This window comes from Streptomyces hirsutus, from assembly GCF_001418415.1.
Classification (GTDB): domain Bacteria; phylum Actinomycetota; class Actinomycetes; order Streptomycetales; family Streptomycetaceae; genus Streptomyces; species Streptomyces hirsutus.
In genome coordinates this window covers 1-3,084 of sequence record NZ_LIQT01000739.1, presented here as the reverse complement: position 1 = coordinate 3,084, position 3,084 = coordinate 1, and the positions used below count along the sequence as shown (strand labels likewise).

Sequence of the window (3,084 nt, the reverse complement as noted above, 5' to 3'; positions counted from 1 at the left end):
GCGACGTTAAACGCCAAGCTGAGAAACCGTCTCTCAACCGAACGTGATCGTTTGGTTTTAGCTGGTCAGGCATAGTTTCGTTCGGGGTGAGGGAGGGATGCGGCGTCTTGTGTCCGTTTGATGGCTGAGGGGGGCGCGGTGGCGGCGGTGCTGGGAATACTGGAGGAGCGGGAGGCGGCTGCCCGGGTGCGGGTGGAGGGTCTGCGGGAGGAAGTCACGCGGCTGGCCGAGGTGCTGGAGGCCGCGGAGATCGAGCTGGACCGACGGGTGATCGCGCGGGAGGAGCTGGTCGAGGCGTTGGCCGCCTCCGCGGCCGAGTCCACTGCCGGGACCGGGACCGGGACCGGGACCGGAACCGGGGCGGAGCGGGAATCGGGGCCGTCACGGGTGCCGGTGCCGGGCTCGGTGGTGCCGGTGCGGCGGGAGGGGCTGGATGTGACGGTGCTGCCCCCGGACTACCAGCGGATCATGCACGTCCTGACCGATCGAGAGCGGTCCGGCGAAGGACCGGCGATCTGCCGGCAACTCGCCGACGCGCTGGACCTCGAGCCGGTCCCGGCGAAGATCGAAGGGGTGCGGTCCAAGACGAAGCGCCTGGCCGCACGGGGCTGGCTCGTCGAGAAAACCCCGGGCTCCTTCAGCGTCGCCGCTTCGCGAGGCGGCGGCTCATGACCATGGTCATCGACCACAGCACCATCGCCTCGGCCGTGTCGGTCCGCCCCTCGTAGTCGCGGGCCAGGCGGCGGGAGCGCATCAGCCACCCGAACGTCCGCTCCACCACCCATCTGCGGGGCAGCACCACAAAGCCCGAGGCGTCCGCATTGCGTTTGACGACCGTGAGTGCGAGACGCAGCACTTTCGCGGCGAAGTCGACCAGGGGTCCGGTGTAGCCGCCGTCGGCCCAGACCAGCCTCAGCAGGAAGAACCGCTCGGCCAGCCGGGCCAGCAGGACCTGGGCCGCCTCCCGGTCGGTCACGTTCGCGCCGGTGACCATGACCGTCAGCAGCAGTCCCGCCGTGTCGACCACGATGTGCCGCTTACGGCCGTTGATCTTCTTCCCGCCGTCGAAGCCCCGTGACGAGGTGGGCACGGACGCGGCGGCCTTCACCGACTGGGCGTCGATGATGCCCGCGGTCGGCTCCGGATCCCGGCCGGCCGCCGCACGGGTCCTTCCCCGCAGCCGGTCGTGGAACTCTTTGACCAGGCCCTTGTCCCGCCAGCGGCGGAAGAACGCATAAACCCGGTCCCAGACGGGGAAGTCCACCGGCATCGCCCGCCACTTGATTCCGTTGTCGACGAGGAAGCGGACCGCGTCGACCATCCAATGCCACGAAGTTAAGCGCTCGCCGTGAATGTCAAAGGCGGGTGAGATGAGGAGGGGCCTCTGCTATCCAGGGGATCGACCAAGATCTTCCTGAGAAAGCAGAGACCCAGTGGCCCAGTCTGTCACGGGCGGAACCAACGTGTTCGCGCCTGGTCATATCGGTGAGTTAACCCAGGTCATCCCACCCGAGTTGGTGGACGTGGTACTGGACGAGACCGGGGCGCACGAGCAACGGCTGCGGAGCCTCCCCTCTCGCGTCGGGGTGTACCTTGTCCTCGCGCTCGGGCTGTTCGAGCATCTGGGCACCGGACTGGTGTGGGGCAAACTCACGGCCGGACTGGGCCTCCGGGTGCCGCAGCCCTCGGAGAAGGCCCTTCGCGATCTGCGCCGACGAGTCGGCGTGGCCCCGCTCAAGCAGCTGTTCGACGTACTTGCCGGCCCGCTGGCCCAGCCCTCCACGCCCGGAGTGCGCTACCGCCGCTGGCGCACGGTCGCCTTCGATGGCTGTGGGAGCCTGAACGTCCCCGACCACGAGCGCAACCGATCATGGCTCGGCCGCACCGAGCGTCGCCACGGCCCGACCGGCTACCCCCGGCTGATGCTCATGACCCTGTGCGAAACCGGCACCCGCGGCCTGATCGCCGCCGTCTTCGGCCCGGCCTCGAAAGGCGAGACCGACTACGCCCACGATCTGGCCGGCCACCTGACCTCGGACATGCTCCTGCTGGCGGACCGCGCCTTCGACAGCAATGAACTACTCGCGGACATCGCAGCCCAGGGGGCCCAGTTCCTGATCCGTGCCACCAGCACCCGACGCCCGCCCGTGCTGGCGCTGCTGCCCGACGGCTCCTACCTGACCCGGATCGGAGGCCTCCGTCTGCGGGTGATCGAGGCCGAGATCCGGGCCCGCACCGCCGACGGCGGCGACTTCGGCGGAACCTACCGCCTGCTCACCACACTCAGCGACCACCGCACCGATCCCGCAGACCACCTGGTGCGTCTCTACCACGAGCGCTGGGAGATCGAGGTCACCTACCTGGCACTACGTCACACCCTGCTCAAAGGCCGAGTCCTACGCTCGAAGGACCCGGTGGGCCTCAACCAGGAGATGTGGGGACTACTCACCCTCTACCAGGCCCTGCGTTCGGTGATGGTGACCGCGGTGGAGACATTGCCCGGCTGCGATCCGGACCGGGCCGGCTTCACCATCGCCCTGGAGGCCGCCCGTGACACGGTCGTCAGCCTCGCCGGGACGACCGCGGCATCAGGGCCGGACAGCCACCCCGACCTGGTAGGACACATCGGCGCCCGCGTCCTGCACGCACTGCTTCCCGGGCGCCGGATGCGGCTGTCCACTCGCATCGTCAAGTGCGGAACCTCCCGCTACAACATCTGGAACCGCGACGGGCGTCCACGCGACAGCACCCCGATCACCGGCATCGAGATCACCGTCCACCCACCCGCCCTGCCCAGCGCGCAGGACCCGAGCCGGGCCCTCTCCGGCCGCTGGGGCCAGGTCTGCCAGATCCTGGCTGCGAACTCCAACCAAGCCATGCACACCCGGGATATCGCCCGGCGTCTCGGACTCCCCACCTCTGGACGCCCCCTCAGCAGTCTCACTGCGCAACTGTGCTACTGGGCCCGCAACGACCGACTCGTCCGCACCGCTCCGAGCACCTACAAGATCACCCTCCCCGACATCTTGACGCCACCGCCGAATCCTTAACTTCGTGGCATTGATCGATCATCTGCCGGTGGCA

General features: G+C 68.7%; 3 protein-coding genes. 2 read left to right on the top strand and 1 reads right to left on the bottom strand.

All coding sequences use genetic code 11. From position 1 onward, the window contains the following. Window positions 1-120 precede the first annotated feature (120 nt). Complete coding sequence (locus AOK11_RS43235) at window positions 121-672, top strand: hypothetical protein (protein WP_055598179.1); 552 nt, start codon at window positions 121-123, stop codon at window positions 670-672. Here the strand turns inward: AOK11_RS43235 and AOK11_RS38095 are convergent. Next, on the bottom strand, window positions 638-1,354 hold the full coding sequence (locus AOK11_RS38095; protein ID WP_420903049.1) for an IS5 family transposase: 717 nt from the start codon (window positions 1,352-1,354) through the stop codon (window positions 638-640). The genes AOK11_RS43235 and AOK11_RS38095 overlap by 35 nt on opposite strands. 79 nt (window positions 1,355-1,433) lie before the next feature. Here AOK11_RS38095 and AOK11_RS38090 point away from each other — a divergent pair, with 79 nt between their 5' ends. Further along, complete coding sequence (locus AOK11_RS38090; RefSeq protein WP_055598177.1) at window positions 1,434-3,050, top strand: IS4 family transposase; 1,617 nt, start codon at window positions 1,434-1,436, stop codon at window positions 3,048-3,050. The last annotated feature ends 34 nt before the right edge of the window (window positions 3,051-3,084 follow it).

Excerpts from the sequence above, each read along its gene's own strand:
- AOK11_RS43235 (WP_055598179.1), top strand. The coding sequence starts at position 121 with ATGGCTGAGGGGGGCGCGGTGGCGGCGGTGCTGGGAATACTGGAGGAG.